Below are 17,022 nucleotides of genomic sequence, written 5' to 3'. Positions count from 1 at the left end.
CGGCGGCTAGTGGGCCACGGCGGCGGCGCCGTGTTCATCGATCAGGGCGCCGGTTTCGAAGCGCTCGAGGGCAAAAGGTTTGTTGAGCTTGTGCGGCGTTCCAGTGGCGATGGTGTGCGCGAAGGTCAGCCCGGCGGCCGGGGTGCCCTTGAATCCGCCGGTTCCCCAGCCGCAGTTGACGAACATGTTCTCCACCGGGGTGGTGCCGACGATGGGGGAGGCATCCAGTGTGGTGTCAACGATCCCGCCCCAGGTCCGGAGCACGTGGGCCCGGGCGAAAATCGGGAAGAGCTCGACGGCGGCGGCCATCTGGTGCTCGATCACGTGGAAGGATCCGCGCTGCCCGTAGCCGTTGTAGGAATCAACGCCGGCGCCCATAACGAGTTCGCCCTTGTGTGCCTGGGAGACGTAGACGTGGACATGGTTGGACATGACGACGGTGGGGTGGACCGGTTCGTGGAGTTCGGACACGAGGGCCTGGAGCGGGTGGGACTGGATCGGCAGCCGGAAACCGGCCATCTCGGCCAGCACCGAGCTGTGGCCGGCCGCGCAGAGACCCACCTTTTCGGTGTGGATGGTGCCCTGGTTGGTCTTGACCCCGACCACCTTGTTGCCGTCCTTGACGAAGCCGGTGACTTCGCAGTTCTGAATGATGTCCACGCCGAGCTCATCGCATTTGCGGGCAAAGGCCCACGCGACGTGGTCGTGCTTGGCGATGCCGGCGCGCGGCTGGTACGTGGCGCCCATAACGGGGTAGCGGATGTTGTCGTTGATGTTCAGGATGGGGCAGAGTTCCTTGACCTGCTGCGGATCCAGCCACTCCGCATCCACTCCGTTGAGCTTGTTGGCCCCCACCCGTCGGATACTTTCGCGGACATCGCCCAGGGTGTGGGCGAGGTTCATCACGCCGCGCTGGCTGAACAGGAAGTCATACTCGAGCTCCTCCGGCAGGATCTCCCACAGCTTCAGGGCGTGCTCGTAGATCGCCGCGCTCTCGTCCCAGAGGTAGTTGGAGCGGATGATGGTGGTGTTCCGGGCCATGTTCCCGCCGGCAAGCCAGCCCTTTTCCAGCACCGCGATGTTCGTCATGCCGTGGTTCTTGGCCAAGTAGTAGGCGGTGGCGAGGCCGTGCCCGCCGCCGCCGACAATCACTGCGTCGTAGGAGGACTTGGGCTCCGGGTTGCGCCAGAGAAATTCCGGGTGCTCCGGAAGCTGTTCCGTGCTCATAGTGCAACTCCGTTCGGGGTGGTTCCGGCAGTTCCGGAAAGATTCGGGTAAAGCGGAAATTTCTCGGCGAGGACCGTGACCCGGTCGCGGAGCAGGACGGCCGACTCGTCGCTGAGCTTGCCCTTGATGGCCTCGGCGATGATGTCGGCAACCTCGGTGAATTCGGCCGGGCCGAAGCCGCGGGTGGCCAAGGCGGGGGTGCCGATCCGGAGCCCGGAGGAGACCATCGGCGGGCGGGGGTCGAACGGGACGGCGTTGCGGTTCACGGTGATGCCGATTCGGTGCAGGCGATCCTCGCCCTGCTGCCCGTCCAGGGCCGAGTTGCGCAGGTCCACCAGGACCAGGTGCACGTCGGTGCCGCCGCCCACTACGGAGATACCGTATTCGGCGACGTCCGGTGCGAGCAGGCGCTCGGCCAGGATCTTGGCCCCTTCCAGAGTGCGTTGCTGCCTGTCCTTGAACTCATCGCTTGCTGCGATCTTAAAGGACACGGCCTTGGCCGCGATCACGTGTTCCAGTGGGCCGCCCTGCTGGCCGGGGAAGACGGCGCTGTTGATCTTGCGCGCCAGGGACTCACGGCTGAGGATCACGCCTCCGCGCGGGCCACCCAAGGTCTTGTGCGTGGTGGTGGTGACGACGTCGGCATACGGCACCGGGTTCGGGTGCAGCCCCGCGGCCACCAGGCCGGCGAAGTGAGCCATGTCCACCATGAGATAGGCGCCCACGGCGTCGGCGATGCGGCGGAACTCCGCGAAGTCGAGCTGGCGCGTATACGCGGACCAGCCGGCCACGATCATCTTCGGGCGGTGCTCCAGGGCAAGAGCCTCGACCTCGGCCATATCCACGATCATGTCGGATTCGCGCACATGGTAAGGGACGACGTTGTAAAGCTTGCCGGAAAAGTTGATGCGCATCCCGTGGGTGAGGTGTCCGCCGTGCGCCAGCGAGAGTCCCATGATCGTGTCGCCCGGCTCCAGCAGGGCAAACATGGCGGCGGCGTTGGCCTGCGCACCCGAGTGCGGCTGCACGTTCGCCGCTTCCGCGCCGAACAGGGCCTTGACCCGGTCGATGGCGAGCTGCTCGATCACGTCAACGTGTTCGCAGCCGCCGTAGTAGCGCTTGCCCGGGTAGCCCTCGGCGTATTTGTTCGTCAGCACCGAGCCCTGCGCCTCCATGACCGAGGCGGGGGCGAAATTCTCGGACGCGATCATCTCGAGGGTGGACTGCTGGCGCTCCAGCTCATGGTCAATGGCCCGGGCGACGTCGGCGTCGACGCTGGCCAGGGTTTCATTCAGGGTGCCCGTCATGGCGGCCTCTTTCGGTTCAAGGAAACTTAAAGACGAATGCAACAGTGTTGCGTTGAATGCAACTCTAGTTGGCCGCCGGTGTTGCGTCAATCACTTTTCTTCCGAATCGTAAGGTGGCCAGATTTCTATATCCGCGGAAAAAAACCCTTGACTGTGTTTCAGCTCACGCATAATCTGATGCAACAGCGTTGCGTTCAATGCAACTCCAAATTTTCATTGGTGGACATATGAGTAACGAACCAAATCAAGCGGCAACCATCCCGGACTCCAGCTCACGGCGGGCTCCGGATTCCGCAGATTCACTGCCTCCGACGGCCATTGGACCTGTTCACGCAGTCAGCAAGGAGACCCGACGCCGGGTGATCGCCGCGAGCTTCATCGGCAACTTCGTGGAGTGGTTTGACTACGCGGTCTACGGCTACCTGGCAGTCACCATCGCCGCAGTCTTCTTTCCCGAATCCAACCCCCAGACCGGGCTCCTGCTCACGTTCGCCCTGTTCGCCATCTCGTTCCTGGTTCGGCCGTTGGGCGGCTTCGTCTGGGGCCACATCGGCGACCGCGTTGGGCGCCGGACAGCACTTTCGCTGTCCATCCTGATCATGTCCGGAGCGACATTCTGCATCGCCCTAATTCCTGGCTACGCCACGATCGGCATCGGGGCTCCCATCCTGCTGCTGATTATCCGGGTTGCGCAGGGCTTCTCCGCCTCGGGGGAATACGCCGGCGCCTCCGCATTCCTGGTGGAGTACGCCCCGGCCAACAAACGCGGCCTCTACGCCGCCGTCGTTCCCGCCAGTACGGCTGCCGGCCTGTTGCTCGGCTCTCTGCTCGCGGGGCTGCTGACCGCTCTGCTTAGCTCCGAGGCCATGCAGAGCTGGGGGTGGCGTCTGCCATTCCTGCTCGCCGCCCCGATGGGCCTGATCGGACGCTACATCCGCACCAAGCTCGAAGACACCCCGGTGTTCCGCGAACTCGCAGCAGAGGACCAGACCATCAAGGCCCCGGTCTTTGGCCTCTTCCGCGACCATTGGCGGCTGCTGCTGAGGGCAGTCGGAGCGGTGCTGCTCAACGCCGTCGGCTTCTACGTAATTCTCAGCTACATGCCGACCTACCTTTCCTCGGAACTCGGCCTCGGCAAAACCGAGTCCTTCCTGGCCACGACCATCGCCCTGGTGACATACATCGGGTTCATCTTCCTGACCGGAATGCTCTCTGACCGCTACGGCCGCAAGAAGGTTCTCATCGCAGCATCCCTCAGCTTCATCGTGCTGACCGTTCCAGCCTTCGCCCTGCTCGGCACCGGAAACTTCCTGGTGATCGTCCTCGTCCAGGTCCTGCTCGGCGCGATGCTCACCCTCAACGACGGCACGCTTCCGAGCTTCCTGGCGGAAATGTTCCCGACCCGTGTCCGCTACAGCGGATTCGCGGTCAGCTTCAACCTCTCCAACGCCCTCTTTGGCGGCACCGCACCCTTTATGGCGACGCTCCTGATCGCCGCGACGGCCAATGAACTGGCCCCGGCCTGGTACCTGGTGGGCGCCGCGATCATCTCCCTGATCGCCGTGGTGCTCTCCCGTGAAACCAGCAAGGAACCGCTGAGCCATAAATAGCCCAGGCTGACGCCCCAATTTTCCGCTTCAAAGAACAGCACCGAAGAAAGGCACCACCACCATGACCAGCACCATCTCCGCAAACGCCTCGTCGATTTCCGAACTGGAACGGCTGAAGGTCCTGCACAACGGACAGAAGGAAAAACTGACCTTTTCAAACGCTGAGTTTGAGCGCCGGCTGTCCGGGCTGCGCCGCATCATGGAGGAGAAGAATCTGGACGCCGTCGTCCTGACGAGCTACCACTCCATCAAGTACTACTCCGACTTCCTGTTCACCTACTTCGGCCGCTCCTATGCCATGGTGGTCACCAAGGACGACACCGTGACCGTCACGGCCAACATCGACGCCGGCATGCCGTGGCGCCGCAGCTATGGCGACAACGTGGTCTACACGGACTGGCGCCGCGACAACTACATCTTCGCCATCCAGGAGGCGCTCCGCACCCGCGGCATTAATCCGCGCCGGATCGGCGTCGAAGATGATTCACTCCCGCTGGACAACCGCAACAAAATCCAGGCAGCCTTCGACTCCGCCACCCTCGTGGACGTCGCCCAGGCCGCCATGCGCCAGCGGATGATCAAATCAGCCGAAGAGATCGAGGTCATCAAGCACGGAGCCCGCATCGGCGACCTGGGCGGAGAAGCCATCCGCAACGCCATCACCGCCGGGATTACCGAATACGAGGTCGCCCTGATCGGCACCGAAGCCATGGTCCACGAAATCGCCCGGACCTTCCCGGACTCGGAAATCCGGGACACCTGGGTCTGGTTCCAGTCCGGCATCAACACCGACGGCGCCCACAACTGGGCCACCACCCGCAAGATCCAGGAACACGACATCCTGTCCCTGAACTGCTTCCCCATGACCTCCGGCTACTACACCGCCCTGGAGCGCACCTTGTTTTATGGTGAACCAGACGCCCGGTCGCTGGAGCTGTGGAACATCAACGTGGAAGTCCACAAGCGCGGCCTGGAACTGATCAAGCCAGGAGCCGTCTGCAAGGACATCGCCGCCGAACTGAACGAGATCTACGTAGGCCACGGACTGCTGGCCAACCGCACGTTCGGCTATGGGCACTCCTTCGGGGTCCTGAGCCACTACTACGGCCGGGAAGCCGGACTCGAACTCCGCGAGGACATCGACACCGTCCTGGAACCGGGCATGGTGGTCTCCATGGAACCAATGATCACGGTCCTTGACGGCCAGCCCGGCGCCGGCGGCTACCGTGAGCACGACATCCTGGTGGTCGGCGAGGACGGGGCCGAGAACATCACCAAGTTCCCGTTCGGGCCGGAATACAACATCGTAGGCGCCTGAGCGTCCCTGATCCGCAATGAGGCGGCGCCACTTTCCAAGTGGCGCCGCTTTTGGCTTCCGTAAGGAATGATGAGAGTCACCATGAGTCCAGAAGAATCTCCTGATACCAACGGAAACGGCGACGCCAAGGGCGCCTCGGTCATCGTCAACGCCATCGCCGTGCTGCGAACGTTCACCGCCGACGAACCGCTGCTCGGCGTCACTGAGATCGCCAACCGCGTTGGCCTGCACAAGAGCACGGTTTCCCGGATCCTGTCCACCTTCGAACAGGAACACCTCGTGGAACGGGATCCGGAAACCCGGCGCTTCCGACTTGGCCTGGGACTGATCGCCGTCGCCGGGCCGCTTCTGGCCGAGCTGGAAGAACGGCGCGTGGCCTACCCGGTCCTGCAGGAACTCACCGAACAGACCGGCGAAACCAGTGCGCTGATGCTGTGGAACGGCACGGAGTCGATGTGTGTGGAACAGATCGCCAGCCACCAGCAGATCAAGCACACCACACCGCTGGGCGCCAGGTACCAGGACGCCATGAGCGCCTCCGTGCAGGTCTTCCTGTCCGCCGAACCGGTCGAGCGTGTCCCTGCACTGCTCCGCAGCGGGACAATAACGTATCCGGGACTCGACGACGTCGGCCTCGATGGATACCAGATCAAACTTAAAGATGTGAAGGCCCGCGGCTGGGCCATCAACTACGGGGAATCCTCCATCGACGAAGTCGGCGTGGCCGCGCCTGTCTATGATCATCGTGGAGACATCGTGGCCGCCGTCCTCATTCCTGCCCCCCGGTTTCGGGTTTCCCGCGAGCGGCTGCAAAGTCTTGGCGAGGCTTGCGCGGCCGCCGCCCGGCAGGTCACCATCCGGCTCGGCGGACGGCCGGCCCGGGCCCAGGAGCACGGGCAAAGCTAGGACGTCGGGCCAGTTGGAATGGAGTCAGGCAAGCCGCGCCAGCCGGGTGGCCAAATGCAATGCCGCCAACCGACGCGTTGCCCGCGGGTCACCGCCGCACAGCTCGAAGATCCGCCGCAGCCGCTGGTGCAACGACTGCCGTTCCAGATGTAGCTCCCTGGCGGCTTGGGCGGTGTTGCACCCGGAATCCAGCCACGTTGCCAGAGTGTCGAGCAGCCGCGAATTGCGTTGCGCATCGTAGTCCACGAGCGCACCCAGCTGGTGGCGGACGAAGTTCCGTCGTTGATAGGGGTCCAGGGATTGAACGGCGAGGCGTTCCACTGCGAATGCCTCCGCGTCGAGCACGGATTGGTGCTCGCCACCGATTTCGGAACCTGATTTTTCCGGGGAGACGGCAAGTTCCAGCGTGAGCTTGGCTTCGGACAACGACCAGGGGGCCGCCGAAATGCCAGCCGCCAGGGGGCCCACTGCCGCGAGCGTCTTGGCTACGGCCGGAAGCTCCAGGAGCCCGGCAATGAGCCGTTGCCGGCTCTGCTCCGGCGCGTCGCCGCCCAGGCCGGCCACTGCGAGAAGTTCGGCGTTGTCGACGTAGGTGGCGTGGGAGTGCGCCGCCCGGTCCAGCAGCTGCTCGACAGAGGTACGCAGCTGTTGGGAGGAATCTGACCGGACCACCAGGGCCACCAGCGGGGCGGAGACCGGAATTCCTGCTGCCGATGCCAACTGCTGAAGCCGCCACGGCTGGCTGCCTGAATCAATTGCGCGGATCAAGGCAGCTCCTGCGACCTCCCGCAGTCCGGGGGACCTCCGCTGCAGCATCGCCAAGGCGAGGATGTCCACCGACCGCTTCCCGGCCGTGCGCGCAAGATTTTCGTCCTCGTCTACCGGCACCCGGAGCAACAGCTGCGCGGCTAGGATCCCCCGTACCGGAACGTCGATATGGATCAGCCGTGCATGGTCCTGCGTTGCGTGGAAAGAGTCGGTGGCAACGTCGTCGGACTCAGCGTTCACGGGCGTTGCACTGGCCAGGAGCGCCCCTGTCAGGGACGCCAGGGTCACCTCGGAGTGGGTGATGCCTGCGAGGACGGCCAGGATCCGGTCCAGACTGCCGCCGTGCGCCAGCTCAACGGCCATCGCGTGGCTGGCCTCGTCGGCCCGCCGCAACTGCGAAACCGATTCACTGACCAGCATCGAGTTGATCGCTTGCATGACAGCGACAAACGGCACCACTTTGCGGAGCTCGATCAACGGAAATCCGGCTGCCTCGGCGGCCGCAACCATGGCGGAGGGCAGCGCGGGAAGGGCGACGCCGGTTTCGATGGCCAGCGCCGCCACGCCCCGCTCGGCCAATTGGCGGACGTACATGATTTGCCGATCCTCTGAGGCCTGGGCGAGGGCTTCACCTCCTGTCAGCAGCAGCTCCCCGCCGTCAAGTAGGGGAGCGATGTCCAGGATCTCGCTGGAGTGGATCCAACGGAGCTGGGTCCGCTCCGCCGGGCCAGCCGCTGCCCGGACGATGGGATCAGCGATCGAAAGCATCGGATGGTCCAGGACTTCCCTCAGGCGAATGGGCATGACACTCCGTCGCTAAAATTAGATATTGACTTGACACATTATATATAGGCAGGTGTGGTGTATGCCACATATTCTTGGAGGAACCCCAAAACTCAAACGGAGGCTCCAATGCCTGAAAAATCCCAAGCGATACCCGCCAGTCCAGTGGTCAACGAAGACCACGTGGACCACGAGGCCTGGCTCCAGCCCATTCCCGAATCCCAGCGCACCCGAAAAGTCTCCGGTCAGTTCTGGATCTGGGCCGGCGCCAACCTCGCCCCGATCAACTGGGTCCTGGGTGCGCTCGGCATCCAGCTGGGGCTGGGTTTCGCGGACACCGTGACAGTCCTTGTACTGGGGAACCTGATAGGCATGCTGCTCTTCGGATGCTTTGTGCTCCTCGGCCAAAAGACCGGCGCCACCGGTATGGTGTTGGCCCGGGCCGCCTTCGGCCGGCAGGGGAACTACCTGCCCGCGGCTATCCAGGCCCTCTTGGTCATCGGCTGGTGCGCCGTCAACACCTGGATCATCCTGGATCTGGTCATGGCGCTGTTCGGAACGCTCGGCTGGGTGGATCCGGAGGCCAAGAACTACCTCTGGAAGATCGGCATCGCCACCTTCATCATGGCCGTACAGGTGGCTATCGCCTGGTTCGGTTACAAGGCGATCGCCGCGTTCGAGAAATGGACCGTCCCGCCAACCATCATCATCCTGACGGTGATGTCGGCAGTCGCCTGGTTCGGCATGAAGATCAACTGGACCTACGCCGGACCTGCCGGCCATATCCTGGAAGGCTCGGAACGCATCGCCGCGATGAGCGCGGTCATGACGGCCATCGGCATTGGCTGGGGCATCACTTGGTTCACCTACGCCGCGGACTACTCCCGCTTCGTCAGCTCCACGGTGCCTAAGCGCAAGGTCTACCTCGCCTCCGTGCTGGGCCAGTTTATACCCGTCGTCTGGCTCGGAATCCTAGGGGCCAGTTTGGCCACAAACACAGGGGAAATAGATCCGGGCAAACTAATCGTGCTCAACTTCGGCGCGCTGGCCCTGCCGGTGCTGCTCATGGTGCTGCACGGCCCGATCGCGACCAACATCTTGAACATCTATACCTTCTCGGTCGCCACGCAGGCTCTCGACATCTCCATCAGTAGGCGCAAGCTGAACCTGTTCGTCGGCGTGTTCTCCCTTGCCGCAGTCGTCTTCTTCATCTTCCAGGAGGACTTCGCCTCTGTCCTGGACGCCTGGCTGATCGGTCTCGTGGCCTGGGTGGCTGCCTGGGGCGGCGTCATGCTTGTCCACTATTTCTGGCTTGACAAGCGCTGGCCCGGCGACCCCTCACGGCTGTTCGACGCCGTCGGCACCAAGCGCCTCCCGGCTGTGAACCCGGCCGGCATCGCCGCCCTAATCGTCGGCATCTTCGCCACGTGGCTGTTCATGTACGGGCTGGTGCCGGCCATGCAGGGACCCATCGCCGTCGCCCTCGGTGGATGGGACCTGTCCTGGCTCGCCGGCGGCCTGACCAGCGCCGCAACCTACGCCATAATGGGCCCGCGATTCCACCGGCGCTACCTGCACCTCCGCAGTAACACTAAATCCGCCCCAGAGGCATCCGCCACCGGGACGGCCAACCTTCCCGCTGTGTCCGCTCCCTCCGCCGGTCTCTGACCAAAGCTCACCCCGATGGCGCCGAAAACGTCACAAGATTGCCCTTGGGACCGGCGGCCCACAAGATCATCAGCGCCGAACACCCGGTGAAAGCGTCAGCCGCCACTCGCACACGGCACCAAACGAGGAGCACCACCAGCATGGACAAGTCAGTATTACTGGAAGACCTGGATGCCTTTGCCTATCGCGAAGCTTTGGCATCCGGGGACGCGATCGTCCTCATTCCCGTCGGGTCCCTGGAACAGCACGGCCCCCACCTTCCGCTGGGAACGGACACCATCCTCGCCTCCCACTTCGCGGAGGGTGCAGCCAGGCGGCTGGGTGGACTGGTTGCCCAGCCCATCGCTTACGGGTACAAGTCGCAGCAGAAGTCCGGCGGCGGCAACCACCTCGCCGGTACAACGAGCCTGGATGGCGCAACCCTTATCGGCGTGGCGCGCAACCTGGTCAAGTCCTTCCTCAACCAAGGCGTCCGGCACGTGGTCTTCATCAACGGCCACTTCGAGAATTATCAGTTCCTGTACGAGGGCATCGACCTCGCCTTGGACGAGCTGAGGATCAAGCCCGGGGCAGAGCAAAGCGCGCTGCTTCTGTCGTACTGGGACTTCGTCAGCGATGACACACTCGGGCAGGTCTACCCCGATGGCTTCCCGGGCTGGGACATCGAGCACGGCGGGGTCCTGGAAACCTCGCTCATGCTCCACCTCGAACCGGCTCGGGTAGCCATGGACCGCCTGGTCGACGGTCCCGCTGCGGTCCTCCCGCGCTTCGACAGGCTCCCGGTGGTTCCGGAACGGACACCCGCCACCGGCTGCCTCTCCTCCGCTGCTGGCTCCAGCGCAGCCAAGGGCGGCCTGCTGTACGGACAGGTTGTCCGGGATCTGGCCGTCGATCTGGGAAGTGAACTGCTCCATGAACCCGCGCCTGCGGTTGTTCCGGCCTAGTGGGCAACGATTCCACAGGCCAACACGGTTCAACGAAGGCGCCGCGGGGAGACTTTCCCGCGGCGCCTTCGGGTCAGGGCTCTGCGCACATCGGCTAAGCGAGGGTGTTGACCAAAATGCCAGGATAGAGGCAGGCACGTCGAGGATCTGCTGGCCGCCAAATTCCGCCGGGATGACCTGTACACCGACGGGGAGTCAGGGGGGCGTTAAACAGCCGGCCAGGTTTCGACCAGGCAGCGACGATGCTGCATCCACGCCGCTGCAGGGCTGTTCCCGAATTACCCGACACCGGCCTTGGGTATACCCCGGCCACACTGCGTCCAGAGGAAAAACTTTCCATAGGCGAACCGGAGCGGAGATCTAGGTCCTATTCGGTCAATCGGCTGTTTGGTCAGCTTCCTGCGGTGGATCCTTGAAGTCCTTTGTTAACACAAACGACCCGTCCCAGATATAGAGTCGCAGCTAACATCCGCTTAGGTGCTGAAGGCAGATAGCCAATGACTACGATCCAGGCAACGTTTATGGTTACAGGCCTGGTGCTTGTCCCTGCTTCAGCCCTCATGCTCACGCTGGAACTACGAAATGGCCCAAGAGGTGACCTAACCGGTCGCCGGGGGAGACTCGTATTTGCAGCAGTCGCAAGTGCGCTTGGTGTGGCCCTGGTGCTCGTCGCGGCACTCGTTCCTATGTAAGCCTTACGGAACGACTGGCCAAACCGTTTCAGCGGCGCCAACAATTTTTCGTCGTGGGCGATTTAGACTGCACTCATGTCCGAAAATGAACGAACCGTCACTGGCCCGGTCTTCGAAGCTGCCTACGAGGCCGCCCAAAAGAGTCTCCGAGAGGGCGGCATCCCGATCGGCGCTGCCTTGGCCCGCGGCGGCGAAGTGATTGCCACCGGCCACAACGAGCGCGTCCAGCATGGTGATCCAATCGCCCACGGCGAGATGTCGGCGCTGCGGGCTGCCGGACGCCAGAAAAGCTACCGTGACACGACCCTCTACACCACTTTGGCACCGTGTGCGATGTGTACCGGGACCATCATCCAGTTCAAGATTCCGCGCGTAGTGGTGGGCGAGGCCATGACTTTCCCCGGCGAATTCGAACTTCTGCGCTCACGTGGCGTCGACGTGGTGCTATTGAATGATTCCCGATGCGTCGAGATGATGCGCACCTTCCAGGACGAGCACCCTGAACTATGGGCTGAGGACATCGCCGAATAGCCCACGCACAAAGTGGGCACCGGTGAAATGGTTCAGATACGGCCAGCGCCAGGGCGTGTTCGCTGAGGCCGGGACCGGGCCTGCTTCTGTGCGCAGTGCGGGCGGTATTTTCCCGCCGGGTTTCTGTCCCGGAGCAGTTCGAGGCTGAGCGTCAACGGTGCCCTTCCAGCCCGGAGGCTCCGGAGCGCAGGCCCTTCGATCGACTTGTCCGCCCATGGCTGGGTGGCCGGTACCCGTCCGGCTCACCTCGGTAGCTTCATATGGAGATTGTCGATCGTTAAAATCCACACCGTCCTGGTGGGGTCCGACAAGGTTGACACAATCACCCTTTTGTTTTTCGGAGCTGGGCCGCTTTAGTTTCGCTCGGATCCCACTGCGCCGTCTGTGCGGACTTTCTTGGCTTTGGCTGCGCCTTTGCCCATGGCGAGGGACGCGCTGGGGTGGGTGCCCTCGTTGCGTTCTGCGGCGGCGCCTCCTCCTACTTGCGTTTGGTTGGCCATGGCGCTTGCCAGGGATGCCGCGAAGGCTTCTTGGCGTTCCGCTGTGCCGTAGTCAGCGGCCGATGTCTTCTTTGCTTTCAGGCCCTGGTCTTTGAGCCGGCTGCTGTCGTTACCGGTGACGGGCTCGATCTCGCGGCCGGGGCCCTCCATGCCGCCAACACACCGCCGTGACCGGGCAGACAGCGGCCGCGATGCTGGTGGCTAAGATCGCGGCTCAGATCCTGCGCCTGCGCGAAGAGATGGAGGAGGTCGAGGCCCAGATAGAGGTCCGGTTGCGAGAGCATGAATACGCCGAAATCCTGCTGAGCGTCCCTGGGTTTGGTGTGCAGCTCGCCGCCGAATTCCTCGCCGCGACCGGCGGAAGCATGGACCAATACGAGAACCCCAACCGACTCGCCGGCGTCGCTGGGGTAGCCCCGGTCCCGCGTGACTCCGGCCGGGTCAGCGGCAACCACCACCGACCCAGACGCTACGACCGACGACTGCTGCGCGCCTGCCACCTCTCCGCCCATACCGCGTCCGTTCACTGTCCGACCTCGCGGGCCTACTACACCCGGAAACGCGCTGAAGGGAAGAACCACAAGCAAGCCATCCTCGCCCTGGCCCGACGCCGCATAAACGTCATCTGGGCGCTCCTCAGAGACCGCAAACGCTTCGAGCACCGGACGATACCGGTCACTCAAGGCGCTTGACTTTGTCATTGAAAATCCCCTTGCAGTTGGTGGTGGTCGTTATCGGTCAAGTACGGGGCCTGAATCACGGCCCGTGTGCTGGCGGGTCTTGGCCGGCGTTGGTATGTTCGGTACCGCTGACCCCGGCAAACGGGACCCCAAAGCGCCGGATTTGCGCTGTTTTTGACGCTTCCCGGAGCGCTTTGGTACCGATTTGTTGGGAACGGAATCTTCCGGTAGAGTATTTACTCGTTGCCCCCCTAGCTCAGTGGTAGAGCGCGTTCTTGGTAAGAACGAGGTCACCGGATCGATTCCGGTGGGGGGCTCTGAATGAGGGCCTGTGTCAAGGCGGTTTTTGGCCGGCTGAGCACAGGTTTTCCTCATTTCCGGCGGCGTAGCTCAGTTGGTTAGAGCGCACGACTCATAATCGTGAGGTCGGGAGATCGAGCCTCCCCGCCGCTACAGAATGACCCTGCAGGCCAAGGCCGCAGGGTCTTTTTGTTTTAAACCCCGTCGCCCCTGCGCTGCCGGCTCCCATCGTGGGTCTAGCTGTACTCAGCCAGGACGTTGGTTACACGGTGAAAGGGTGAAGACCTCTTAGGTTGGTGGTTACCACACTCACCGAACGACTAAGAGGTCTTCATGGTCCACCGTAATGCCCGTCTGACTCCTGCCGGTAGAAGCATTCTTGTCCAGCGTGTTCTTCAGGGCCGTCCCGTGGCCCACGTGGCCAAGGAAATGGGTGTTTCGCGGACCTGCGCCCACCGGTGGTTCCGGCGATATCTGGAGCACGGCTCGGACGGTATGGAGGATCGCTCGTCCCGCCCGCGTTCCTGCCCGCACGCCACCCCCTCGGCGAAAATCGACGAGGTCCTCGAGGCGCGGGTAAAGCACCGCGAGGGCCCGGTCGATCTGGCCGAACGCTGCAACGTCCCGGCCCGCACGGTCTCCCGGATCATCGCCCGGGCCGGGCTGCCCCGGTTATGGGAACTGGACCCGATCAGCGGCGAACGCATCCGCGCCGGCCGGGCAACCGACCACCGCTACGAACGCGACACCGCCGGAGAACTACTGCATATCGACGTGAAGAAACTCGGGAAAATCCCGGACGGCGGAGGCTGGCGGGTCCACGGCCGATCCGAAGCCGTCAGAGGCCGAGGTATCGGCTATGACTACGTCCACGTGGCCGTCGATGACCACTCCCGCCTGGCCTACGTCGAGGTTCTCCCGGATGAGAAGGGCCCCACCTGCGCGGCGTTCCTGGCCAACGCCGCAGCGTTCATGGCCGCCAACGGAGCCCCCGTGCAAGAGGTCATGACGGACAACGCCCTGGCCTACATCCGGTCCGCGGCCTTCTCCAAAGTCATGGAGGACCTCGGCGCCAAACACCGGCGCACCAAACCCCGCAGCCCCTGGCAAAACGGCAAAGCCGAACGGTTCAACCGCACCCTCCAGGAAGGCTGGGCCTACAAGAACGCCTACGACTCCAGCAACCATCGCACCCAGGCCCTCACCGGCTGGCTAGACTTCTACAACCACCGCCGAAACCACGCAGCCCTCGGAGGACGACCACCCATCAGCAGATGTAACCAACCTGCTGGCTGAGTACACCTGATATGTAGGTAGTCCATGTCAAGAGGGCAAGGGTGAGCGGTCCAAGATTGGATGTCTTGGACCGCTCTTTTGTGTTCGTTCCCCTGCTTGGTCCGGCGGCCGGCGCGTCGTGGTCGACGGCGCTGTCAGACTGATATTCGCGGGTTGGCTACCGCAGGACGAGGTGTTCGGCTGGAGGGGTGCCGCTGGTCTAGCAATGTCGGGCGTCACCGTAATTTACCGGTTGCCCATAGGTGTATCGCGGGTCTCCTCCACGCTGCCGAGCCTCCGGACGGAGCCGGGAACGGCACACGTCTATTCATCCGTCCACGGCTGCTCCTGTTGGACCGCGGCCGCGAGAGACCAGCACCAGCCAGCCAGTTCCCGTGCGACAGCGACGTTGGCGATGACGCGCCGTTTGTGACGGGCTTCGAACTGGTCCCACTTGCGGTGCAGGCGGTGGTTGCCCTGGTGACCGCGGACCCGGGAGGCCTCATCGGCTGCGTCCCAACGGGCACGCATGTCACGGCTTGCGTTGGCATATGGACGGCGGTGATGCCAAGCGGCCTCGACGAGCAGGCGGCGGGCATGGGTGTTTCCTGTTTTAGTGATGCCGCCTTGGGACCGTGAAGCACCAGAGGAATGTTCGGAGGGCACCAGGCCCAGATAGGCGCCGATGGTGCTGCCAGTGAAGCGGGTCCAGTCACCGATCTCCACTGCCAGGCCGAAGGCGGTGAGCACCGAGATCCCGCGCAGACACATCAACGCACGGACCACGGGTGCATAGCGGTCGGTGGCCGCGAGGGCGGTGATCTTCGCATCCAAACGGTTCCTGCGGTCCAAGGTCAGGTCCGCGGCTTCCAGGCTAGCCTCATAGGCGGCCTGCAGGGACGGATCATCGAATCGTTGCCGGTGCAGCCAGGTGTGGTGGGCGTTGGTCCAGGCATGACCGCCGGAGTAAACCAGACCGTGGCGCAACAGGAGCTTCGAGATCCGATGCCTGGCCCTCATCAAATCCGTACGGACGTCCTCACGGGCACGCACCAGGTCCCGCGCCGCTTCATCCGCACGGCCAGGAACCCGCACGGGCGTGATCTGTCCGAGCAGGGCCAACCGGGCCAGATGTTCGGCATCGCGGGCATCGGTCTTTACCCGGTCCCCGGACGGCCGCTGGAGCTTGGACGGTGCCGCGACCAGGCATTCGACCCCTGCACTGACCAGTAGCCGGGCCAATCCGAAGCCGGTCGGACCTGCCTCATAGACAACGAGAACCGGCCCCGGCAGCCCGGAAACCCACTCTGTGATCCCCGCATCGTTCGCGGCAAGGCTCTGCCTCAGGATCTCGCCCGTCTCATGGTCGATCGCGCAACTCTTCACGCTGCGCGCATGGACATCCAAACCGACGTAAGTACGCTTATTCATGGCTGGAACCTCCAAACGTTCAAATGTGGCTCCGCCAGTCCACACCCCGCACCTACGTGCGGAAAGACCCGGACCGGCAACCCACGAATGTCTTTGAACCCGGGGTTCCAGTCCTACGTCAGCCCGGCCACCACACTTCATATCGTCTAGCCCGCCAGGGATGATCATCGTGGGTCTAGCCAGCCAGGGGTGATTCCACAACATGGCCAGGGCCACGGTCTGTGGGAGAGAATGATCTTATGACGCGAATCGCAATCATTGGCGGCCACGGAAAAGTGGCTCTGGAACTGTCCCGCATCCTGACGGGGCAAGGGCATGAGGTCACTTCTGTGATCCGGAAGGAAGGGCAGAAGGAGGAAGTCGCCGGCACCGGCGCCACGCCGGCCGTGCTGGACGTGGAGAGCGCCCCGACCGATCTGATGGCTGAGGCGCTGCGCGGCCATGACGCCGTCGTGTGGTCCGCCGGAGCAGGTGGCGGCGCAGCGGCCCGCACGTACGCCGTCGACAGGGACGCCGCCATCCGGTCGATGGACGCGGCAGCCCAGGCAGGTGTCAGCCGCTACGTTATGGTCTCCTACATGGGGGCGGGTGAAGACCACGGCGTCCCCGAAGACAATAGCTTCTACGCCTACGCCGAATCCAAGGCCGCCGCGGATTCGTACCTGCGCGGCACCAGCTTGGACTGGACCATCCTGGGACCGGGGTCCCTCACGGACGGCGGGGCCGACGGGAAGATCGAGGTCAACCCGTCCGACACTTCCGACGGCAACTCCACTGCGCGGGACAGCGTGGCCCGTGTTGCTGCCGCGGTGCTGGCTCTGCCGGCGAGCATCCACCGCACGATTGAGTTCCGCGACGGGGCCGTGCCGATCGCGTCCGCGCTGGCGGCTTTGCGCTGAGCCAGCGGGCGTTAACGCCACGAAAGCGCCATCTGTCGTCCGGCCGGAGGACAGCTTCCCTGCCAACTAGAAGCTTGTTCGCTTGGGCCTTGGAGCCCCAGCCGGCCGAAAACAGCGTCCCCGCGGCCCCGGGCTGTCGCTCAGGCAACGAATTGCCCTTAAACATAAAACTGCTCCCCGTAT

The 17,022-nt window shown here is 63.7% G+C and carries 13 protein-coding genes, 2 tRNA genes and 1 pseudogene; 11 read left to right on the top strand and 5 right to left on the bottom strand.

The features are described 5' to 3' along the window. Window positions 1–6: 6 nt before the first annotated feature. Both QI450_RS12890 and glyA read right to left on the bottom strand, forming a co-directional pair. Window positions 7–1,227, bottom strand: a complete 1,221-nt coding sequence (locus QI450_RS12890) for a sarcosine oxidase subunit beta family protein (protein ID WP_226773945.1) — start codon at window positions 1,225–1,227, stop codon at window positions 7–9. Beyond that, window positions 1,224–2,534 carry a serine hydroxymethyltransferase gene (gene glyA / locus QI450_RS12885; RefSeq protein ID WP_226773944.1) on the bottom strand — a complete coding sequence of 437 codons (1,311 nt, stop codon included), beginning with the start codon at window positions 2,532–2,534 and terminating at the stop codon, window positions 1,224–1,226. The genes QI450_RS12890 and glyA overlap by 4 nt, the downstream gene beginning before the upstream one ends. A 227-nt stretch (window positions 2,535–2,761) precedes the next feature. Between glyA and QI450_RS12880 the strand changes: the two genes are divergently transcribed. The 3 genes from QI450_RS12880 (at window position 2,762) to QI450_RS12870 (ending at window position 6,368) form a co-directional block, all read left to right on the top strand. Then, window positions 2,762–4,144, top strand: a complete 1,383-nt coding sequence (locus QI450_RS12880) for an MFS transporter (protein WP_226773943.1) — start codon at window positions 2,762–2,764, stop codon at window positions 4,142–4,144. Window positions 4,145–4,205: 61 nt separating this feature from the next. Continuing rightward, complete coding sequence (locus tag QI450_RS12875; RefSeq protein WP_226773942.1) at window positions 4,206–5,462, top strand: aminopeptidase P family protein; 1,257 nt, start codon at window positions 4,206–4,208, stop codon at window positions 5,460–5,462. Window positions 5,463–5,543: 81 nt separating this feature from the next. Then, window positions 5,544–6,368 carry an IclR family transcriptional regulator gene (locus tag QI450_RS12870; protein WP_226773941.1) on the top strand — a complete coding sequence of 275 codons (825 nt, stop codon included), beginning with the start codon at window positions 5,544–5,546 and terminating at the stop codon, window positions 6,366–6,368. A gap of 24 nt (window positions 6,369–6,392) precedes the next feature. On the opposite strand, the gene QI450_RS12865 is transcribed toward QI450_RS12870, so the two are convergent. After that, window positions 6,393–7,940: a PucR family transcriptional regulator ligand-binding domain-containing protein gene (locus QI450_RS12865; RefSeq protein ID WP_226773940.1), complete on the bottom strand. Its 1,548-nt coding sequence runs from the start codon at window positions 7,938–7,940 to the stop codon at window positions 6,393–6,395. A gap of 108 nt (window positions 7,941–8,048) precedes the next feature. On the opposite strand from QI450_RS12865, the gene QI450_RS12860 reads away from it, so the two are divergent. The 3 genes from QI450_RS12860 (at window position 8,049) to QI450_RS12850 (ending at window position 11,754) form a co-directional block, all read left to right on the top strand. Further along, the gene (locus QI450_RS12860) at window positions 8,049–9,587 is read left to right on the top strand and encodes a cytosine permease (protein ID WP_226773939.1); all 1,539 of its coding nucleotides are present in this window, start codon (window positions 8,049–8,051) and stop codon (window positions 9,585–9,587) included. Window positions 9,588–9,727: 140 nt separating this feature from the next. Next, entirely contained in the window at window positions 9,728–10,531 is an 804-nt protein-coding gene (locus QI450_RS12855; RefSeq protein ID WP_226773938.1) for a creatininase, read from the top strand. Window positions 10,532–11,298: 767 nt separating this feature from the next. Continuing rightward, entirely contained in the window at window positions 11,299–11,754 is a 456-nt protein-coding gene (locus tag QI450_RS12850; protein WP_226773937.1) for a nucleoside deaminase, read from the top strand. Between the two features lie 353 nt (window positions 11,755–12,107). Here QI450_RS12850 and QI450_RS12845 read toward each other — a convergent pair whose 3' ends face one another. Then, window positions 12,108–12,404: a hypothetical protein gene (locus QI450_RS12845; protein WP_226773936.1), complete on the bottom strand. Its 297-nt coding sequence runs from the start codon at window positions 12,402–12,404 to the stop codon at window positions 12,108–12,110. Between the two features lie 5 nt (window positions 12,405–12,409). On the opposite strand from QI450_RS12845, the pseudogene QI450_RS12840 reads away from it, so the two are divergent. The 4 genes and pseudogenes from QI450_RS12840 to QI450_RS12825 form a co-directional block, all read left to right on the top strand. After that, window positions 12,410–12,946 (top strand): annotated as a pseudogene (locus QI450_RS12840) (transposase); the annotation flags it as partial. A gap of 233 nt (window positions 12,947–13,179) precedes the next feature. Continuing rightward, window positions 13,180–13,251, top strand: a tRNA-Thr gene (locus QI450_RS12835). Window positions 13,252–13,313: 62 nt separating this feature from the next. Beyond that, window positions 13,314–13,387 (top strand) — tRNA-Met (locus QI450_RS12830). A gap of 180 nt (window positions 13,388–13,567) precedes the next feature. Next, window positions 13,568–14,530: an IS481 family transposase gene (locus QI450_RS12825; RefSeq protein WP_282468024.1), complete on the top strand. Its 963-nt coding sequence runs from the start codon at window positions 13,568–13,570 to the stop codon at window positions 14,528–14,530. A gap of 303 nt (window positions 14,531–14,833) precedes the next feature. On the opposite strand, the gene QI450_RS12820 is transcribed toward QI450_RS12825, so the two are convergent. Then, on the bottom strand, window positions 14,834–15,940 hold the full coding sequence (locus tag QI450_RS12820; RefSeq protein WP_282468023.1) for an IS110 family transposase: 1,107 nt from the start codon (window positions 15,938–15,940) through the stop codon (window positions 14,834–14,836). Between the two features lie 239 nt (window positions 15,941–16,179). Between QI450_RS12820 and QI450_RS12815 the strand changes: the two genes are divergently transcribed. After that, window positions 16,180–16,839, top strand: a complete 660-nt coding sequence (locus tag QI450_RS12815; protein ID WP_226774808.1) for an NAD(P)H-binding protein — start codon at window positions 16,180–16,182, stop codon at window positions 16,837–16,839. Window positions 16,840–17,022 lie beyond the last annotated feature (183 nt).

Origin of the sequence: Arthrobacter sp. EM1 (assembly GCF_029964055.1) — a bacterium.
Taxonomy (GTDB): domain Bacteria; phylum Actinomycetota; class Actinomycetes; order Actinomycetales; family Micrococcaceae; genus Arthrobacter.
This window is presented reverse-complemented; position numbering and strand designations above follow the sequence as displayed.

Excerpts from the sequence above, each read along its gene's own strand:
- QI450_RS12850 (WP_226773937.1), top strand. The coding sequence starts at position 11,299 with ATGTCCGAAAATGAACGAACCGTCACTGGCCCGGTCTTCGAAGCTGCC.
- QI450_RS12820 (WP_282468023.1), bottom strand. The coding sequence starts at position 15,940 with ATGAATAAGCGTACTTACGTCGGTTTGGATGTCCATGCGCGCAGCGTG.
- QI450_RS12825 (WP_282468024.1), top strand. The coding sequence starts at position 13,568 with ATGGTCCACCGTAATGCCCGTCTGACTCCTGCCGGTAGAAGCATTCTT.
- glyA (WP_226773944.1), bottom strand. The coding sequence starts at position 2,534 with ATGACGGGCACCCTGAATGAAACCCTGGCCAGCGTCGACGCCGACGTC.
- QI450_RS12855 (WP_226773938.1), top strand. The coding sequence starts at position 9,728 with ATGGACAAGTCAGTATTACTGGAAGACCTGGATGCCTTTGCCTATCGC.
- QI450_RS12880 (WP_226773943.1), top strand. The coding sequence starts at position 2,762 with ATGAGTAACGAACCAAATCAAGCGGCAACCATCCCGGACTCCAGCTCA.
- QI450_RS12870 (WP_226773941.1), top strand. The coding sequence starts at position 5,544 with ATGAGTCCAGAAGAATCTCCTGATACCAACGGAAACGGCGACGCCAAG.
- QI450_RS12815 (WP_226774808.1), top strand. The coding sequence starts at position 16,180 with ATGACGCGAATCGCAATCATTGGCGGCCACGGAAAAGTGGCTCTGGAA.
- QI450_RS12865 (WP_226773940.1), bottom strand. The coding sequence starts at position 7,940 with ATGCCCATTCGCCTGAGGGAAGTCCTGGACCATCCGATGCTTTCGATC.
- QI450_RS12860 (WP_226773939.1), top strand. The coding sequence starts at position 8,049 with ATGCCTGAAAAATCCCAAGCGATACCCGCCAGTCCAGTGGTCAACGAA.
- QI450_RS12845 (WP_226773936.1), bottom strand. The coding sequence starts at position 12,404 with ATGGAGGGCCCCGGCCGCGAGATCGAGCCCGTCACCGGTAACGACAGC.
- QI450_RS12890 (WP_226773945.1), bottom strand. The coding sequence starts at position 1,227 with ATGAGCACGGAACAGCTTCCGGAGCACCCGGAATTTCTCTGGCGCAAC.
- QI450_RS12875 (WP_226773942.1), top strand. The coding sequence starts at position 4,206 with ATGACCAGCACCATCTCCGCAAACGCCTCGTCGATTTCCGAACTGGAA.